Annotated in this window: 5 protein-coding genes; 4 read left to right on the forward strand and 1 reads right to left on the reverse strand. The window is 75.0% G+C overall.

Annotation, left to right across the window (positions count from 1 at the left end; all coding sequences use genetic code 11):
- Window positions 1-128 precede the first annotated feature (128 nt).
- Both GTR00_RS13355 and GTR00_RS13360 read left to right on the forward strand, forming a co-directional pair.
- Window positions 129-1,655 carry a mannitol dehydrogenase family protein gene (locus tag GTR00_RS13355; RefSeq protein WP_166612102.1) on the forward strand — a complete coding sequence of 509 codons (1,527 nt, stop codon included), beginning with the start codon at window positions 129-131 and terminating at the stop codon, window positions 1,653-1,655.
- Window positions 1,652-2,395 carry an HAD family hydrolase gene (locus tag GTR00_RS13360; protein WP_166612103.1) on the forward strand — a complete coding sequence of 248 codons (744 nt, stop codon included), beginning with the start codon at window positions 1,652-1,654 and terminating at the stop codon, window positions 2,393-2,395. The genes GTR00_RS13355 and GTR00_RS13360 overlap by 4 nt, the downstream gene beginning before the upstream one ends.
- 45 nt (window positions 2,396-2,440) lie before the next feature.
- On the opposite strand, the gene GTR00_RS13365 is transcribed toward GTR00_RS13360, so the two are convergent.
- Window positions 2,441-3,967: an alpha-N-arabinofuranosidase gene (locus tag GTR00_RS13365; protein WP_323132455.1), complete on the reverse strand. Its 1,527-nt coding sequence runs from the start codon at window positions 3,965-3,967 to the stop codon at window positions 2,441-2,443.
- Window positions 3,968-4,073: 106 nt separating this feature from the next.
- Between GTR00_RS13365 and GTR00_RS13370 the strand changes: the two genes are divergently transcribed.
- Together GTR00_RS13370 and GTR00_RS13375 are read left to right on the forward strand one after the other, a co-directional pair.
- The gene (locus GTR00_RS13370) at window positions 4,074-4,403 is read left to right on the forward strand and encodes a GNAT family N-acetyltransferase (protein ID WP_205705744.1); all 330 of its coding nucleotides are present in this window, start codon (window positions 4,074-4,076) and stop codon (window positions 4,401-4,403) included.
- A gap of 95 nt (window positions 4,404-4,498) precedes the next feature.
- A partial coding sequence (locus GTR00_RS13375) for a LacI family DNA-binding transcriptional regulator (RefSeq protein ID WP_323132456.1) occupies window positions 4,499-5,504 on the forward strand: 1,006 nt, incomplete at its 3' end.

The following is a 5,504-nucleotide window of genomic DNA, read 5'->3' on the forward strand; positions in this document are numbered from 1 at the left end:
CCCCGCGCCCCCCTGCCCCACGCGCAACGTCACGACGTTTGAGCGCAGCGCGACCGGGTACGGGACGAGTGCTCCAGCAGGTGGGCCCTCGTCACCCCGCGACCGCGGGGCCCGCGGAAGGAGCGGTGTTGACCGCTGCGCCGGAGACCGGCCACGACCGTCCCGTCCCCCTCACCGACGCCACGCTGCACGAGCTGCCCGCGGGCGTGTCCGTGCCGGGCTACGACCGCGACGCGCTCGTGCCCTCCGTCGTGCACCTGGGCGTCGGCGGCTTCCACCGCGCCCACCAGGCCGTGTACCTCGACGAGCTGGCCCGCCGCGGGCACCGCGAGTGGGGTCTGGTCGGGGTCGGGATGCACAGCCCGCGGATGGGCGAGGCGCTGGGCCCGCAGGACCTGCTCTACACGGTCGTCGAGCGCGGGCCGCAGGAGGAGCGCGCCCGGGTGGTCGGCGTGATGACCCGCTACCTGCTGACCGCGCAGGACCCCGGCGCCGTGGTGGACGCCCTGGCCGACGAGCGCACCCGCCTGGTGACCCTGACGATCACCGGCACCGGGTACCGCGTCGACCCGCACGGCGGCGGGTTCGACGCCGACGACGACGAGCTGCGCGCGGACCTGGAGAACCCGGGCGAGCCCCGCACCGTCTTCGGCCTGCTGACCGCCGCGCTCGAGCGCCGCCGCGGGGCCGGGACGGCGCCGTTCACCGTGCTGTCCTGCGACAACATGCCGCACAACGGCGAGGCCGCGCGCACCGCCGTGGTCTCCTTCGCGCGGCTGCGCGACGAGCGGCACGGCGGGAACCTGGCGGGCTGGGTCGAGGAGCACGTGGCCTTCCCCGGCTGCATGGTGGACCGCATCACCCCCGCCACGACCGAGGAGGAGCGCGACGCGATCGCCGCCTCGACGGGCGTGGACGACCGGTGGCCGGTGATCACCGAGCCGTTCACCCAGTGGGTCGTGGAGGACCGCTTCAGCGCCGGGCGCCCGCCGCTGGAGGAGGTGGGCGTGCAGTTCGTCGACGACGTCGCGCCCTACGAGACGATGAAGACGCGCCTGCTCAACGCCAGCCACACCGCGCTGGGCTACCTGGGCCACCTGGCCGGGTACCGCACGATCGACGAGCTGATGGCCGACGACGTCTTCCGCGACTACCTCGTGCACCTGATGGCCGACGAGATCGTGCCCCTGCTGCCGCCGGTGCCCGGCATCGACCTGGCCGAGTACCAGCGCACCCTCGTGGAACGCCTGTCGAACCCGCGGATGGGCGACCAGCTGCTGCGGCTGTGCCGGCGGGGCTCGACGAAGATGCCGAACTACGTGCTGCCCTCCCTGCGGGCGGCGCTGGAGCGCGGGCGCCCGCACCAGCTGCTCGTGCTGGCGGTGGCGGGGTGGATGCGGTTCCTGCGCGGCTACGACTACGCCGGCGAGCAGATCCCCGTGGAGGGCCCGCTGTCGGACGAGCTCGTGGAGCGCGCCCAGGAGGGGCACGTGGACCCCCAGGCGCTGCTGGGCGTGGAGCGCGTCTTCGACAGCCTCTCGCGCGACGAGCACTTCGCCGCCTCGCTGGAGGTGGCGCTGCGGGCCCTGGAGGAGCAGGGTCCACGGGAAGTGATCCGGCTGTACCTGACGCTCGACCAGGAGGGCGCCGCGTGACCCACCGCTCCACCGACCTCGACCCCGCGGGGGTCACGACGCTGCTGTGCGACGCGGACGGGACGCTGTTCCCCTCCGAGGAACCGGCCTACGCCGCCTCGGCGGACGTGACGAACCGGTTCCTGGCCCAGCTGGGCGCCGAGCGTCCGTACTCCCCCGCCGAGCTGCAGGCGATGACCAACGGCAAGAACTTCCGCGCCGCCGCGCAGGAGCTGGCCCGCGGGTACGGGCGGGACCTGGCGCCCGAGGACCTGGAGCGCTGGGTGGCGCAGGAGAAGGACGTCGTCACCGCGCACCTGCGCACGGTGCTGCGCGAGGACCCCGCGGTGCACGGGCCGCTGGTGCGCCTGGCGCAGCGGTTCGCGCTGGCGGCGGTGACCTCCAGCGCGGCGTCCCGGCTGGACGCGTGCCTGGAGGTCACGGGCCTGGCGGGGTTCTTCGAGCCCGCGCGCCGCTACAGCGCGGAGGACTCCCTGCCGCGCCCCACCAGCAAGCCGGACCCGGCGGTGTACGTGCACGCGGTGCAGGACCTGGGCATCACGCCCGACGAGGCGGTCGCGGTGGAGGACTCGATCAACGGCGCGCTGTCGGCGGTGGCCGCGGGCGTGCGCACCGTCGGCACGGTGCAGTTCGTGCCCGAGCACGAGCGCGCGGCGCGCACCGCGGCGCTGCGCGAGGCCGGGGCGCTGGCGGTGGTCTCCTCCTGGGACGAGGTGGCCGCGCTGCTGAGCGCCCGCTGAGGGTGCCGGCCGGTGGTCCCGCGCGGGACCCCCGGCCGGCGGTGCTCAGCCGCGCAGCGGCAGCTGCACGGTGGCGAAGGAGTGCGGCGGCAGCTCGACGGTGAGGGTGGAACCCTCCAGGCGCGCCCCGTCGAACGGGCGCGGTGCGACGGCGCCCGCGCCGCCGGGCACGTTGTGCGCCGACAGCTCCGCGGCGGTGAGGACCTCGCCGGTGGGCTCGCCGACGGCACGGCCGCGCAGGTCCACGGTGAGGGTGACGGGCTGCTCGGTGTCCAGGTTCGTCAGCGACAGCAGCGCCGCGTCCTCGCGCACGGAGGCGGAGGCGGAGAAGGTGCGCAGCTGCTGCCCGTCGACCTCGCGGGCGGGGGTCTCGCTCAGCACGTGCACCGCCAGCGAGGCCGCGCCCTGGTGGCGGCGGTTCATGCGGAACACGTGGTAGGTGGGGGTGAGCACCATCTCGGGGCCGTCGGTGAGGACCATCGCCTGCAGCACGTTGACGGTCTGGGCGATGTTCGCCATCACCAGGCGGTCGGCGAAGCGGTGGAACACGTCGAAGTGCAGGCTGGCCACGAGCGCGTCGCGCAGGGTGTTCTGCTGGAACAGGAAACCGGGGTTGGTGCCCGGCTCGACGTCGAACCAGGTGCCCCACTCGTCGCAGACCAGGCCGATGCGCTTGTCCGGGTCGTAGGCGTCCATGACGCGCGCGTGACCGCCCAGGACGCGCTCCATGCCCTGCGCCTTGAGCAGCGTGCGGTAGTAGTCGTCGGCGGTGAAGTCCGTCGCCGAGCCCTTCTGCTCCCACGTGGGCCCGGTGACCGTGTAGTAGTGGAACGAGACGGCCTGGATGGGCGCGTGCCCGTGGCGCTCGTCGGCGCCGGCGCCGCCCAGGCCGCTGACGGTCCTCATCAGCGCCTCGGTCCAGCGGTAGTCGTCGTCGCTGGCGCCGGCGGCGATGCGGTACAGGCGGTTGTCGCCCTGGTCGCGGCAGTAGGTGGCGAACGTGCGCGCCTGGGCGGCGAACTCCTCGGCGGTCATGTTGCCGCCGCAGCCCCACGCCTCGTTGCCGATGCCCCAGAAGCGCACCTTCCACGGGTCCTCGCGGCCGTTCTCGCGGCGCATGCGCGCCATCGGGGAGTCGCCGCGGCGGGTGAGGTACTCCACCCACTCGCTCATCTCGCGCACGGTGCCCGAGCCGACGTTGCCCGAGACGTAGGGCTCGGCGCCCAGCAGCTCGCACAGCGCCATGAACTCGTGGGTGCCGAAGTGGTTGTTCTCCTCCACGTCGCCCCAGTGGGTGTTCACCATGCGCGGCCGGCCCTCCTTGGGGCCGATGCCGTTCATCCAGTGGTACTCGTCGGCGAAGCAGCCGCCGGGCCAGCGCAGGTTGGGGATGTCCAGCGCGCGCAGGGCCTCCACGAGGTCCAGGCGGATGCCGCCCTCGTTGGGGACCTCGGAGTCCTCCCCGACGTAGAAGCCGTCGTAGATGCAGCGGCCGAGGTGCTCGGCGAAGTGGCCGTAGACGTGGGGCGAGATGGTGGGGCCGGTGACGTCCAGGTCGACGACGGCGCTCACGGGCGCAGGTGCGGGCACTGATTCCTCCAACGTTGTAAGGATCCGTCCGTCCTCGACGCTACCGGGAGCGGGGAAGCGCGTCAGCCCCCGGGACGTTCCCACGGGCGTGAGCACCCCCGAGCACCCCCCCGCGCAGTCGTCCGCCGAGCGGCTGGTCGTCGCGCACGACGAGGCCGCCCACCGCTACGAGGGCCGCCTGGACGGCGAGCTCGTCGCGATCGCCGACTACGTCCCGCAGGGCACCGGTGACGGCGAGGTGCTGGCGTTCGTGCACACCGAGGTCGTGCCCGAGCACCGGGACGAGGGCCTGGCCGGCGCCCTGGTGGACGCCGCGCTGCGGGACGTGCGCGCGCGCGGGGCGAAGGTGCTGCCGGCGTGCTCGTTCGTGCGCCTGCACGTGCGCCGCCACCCGGAGCGCTACGCCGACCTCCTCTGAGGCGCCGGCACGGCAGGATGTGCCGCGTGTCGGAGGAGCTGCGGGCAGAGCAGGGCGTCAGGCGACGGGCGCGACGGGCGCCGGCCTCGGGGCCGGTGACCCTGCACGACGTCGCCCGCGAGGCCGGCGTGTCCCTGGCGACCGCCTCGCGGGTGCTCAACGGCAGCACCCGCGTGGTGGGCGAGGCGCTGCGCGAGAAGGTCCTCGCCGCGGCCGCCCACCTGGACTACTCCCCCAACGCGCAGGCGCAGGCCATGGCGCGCGGGCGCTCCAACGTCGTGGGCCTGGTGGTCCACGACATCGCCGACCCGTACTTCTCCACCATCGCCTCCGGCGTCATGGAGCGCGCCGCCGCGGCCGGCGTCATCGTCACGCTGGCCGTCACGGGGGCCGACCCGGTCACCGAGGTCGCCCACGTGGCGGCGCTGCGCCGCCAGCGGGTGCGCGCGGTGGTGCTGGCCGGCAGCCGCTGGCAGGACGGCACCTCCACCGCGGCGCTGCGCGCCGAGCTGGACGCCTTCCGCGCCTCCGGCGGCCAGGTGGCCGCGGTGACGCAGGACGTGCTGGGCGTGGACACCGTGCTCATCGACAACCGCGGGGACGCCGGGGCGCTGGCCGGGGCGCTGGTGGACGCCGGCTACCGCGAGTTCGTGCTGCTGCCCGGCCCGCCGGGGGTGTCCACCGCCGTGGAGCGCAGCACGGGCGTGCGCGAGGCGCTGGCCGCGCGCGGCTGCCCGCCGCTGCTGGACCTGCCGGGGCCGTTCACCCGCGACGGGGCGCACGCGGCGCTGAGCGCGGTGCTGCCGGAGGGGCTGCCGCGCGCCGGGGGCCGCCCGCCGTGCGTGCTGGCCGCCAACGACGTCATGGCGGTGGGGGCGATGGCGGCGCTGCGCGAGGCGGGCCTGCGCGTGCCGCGCGACGCGGCGGTGGCCGGGTTCGACGACATCCCGACGCTGCGCGACGTCACCCCGGCGCTGACGACGGTGCGGCTGCCGCTGGCGCAGATCGGGGCGCGCGCCTTCGACCTGGTGGACTCCCCCGCGGCGGAGCGGCGCGTGGAGCACGTGCGCGGGACGGTGCTGCTGCGCGACAGCACCCCGC

The organism is Kineococcus indalonis (genome assembly GCF_009906395.1).
Taxonomy (GTDB): Bacteria; Actinomycetota; Actinomycetes; order Actinomycetales; family Kineococcaceae; genus Kineococcus; species Kineococcus indalonis.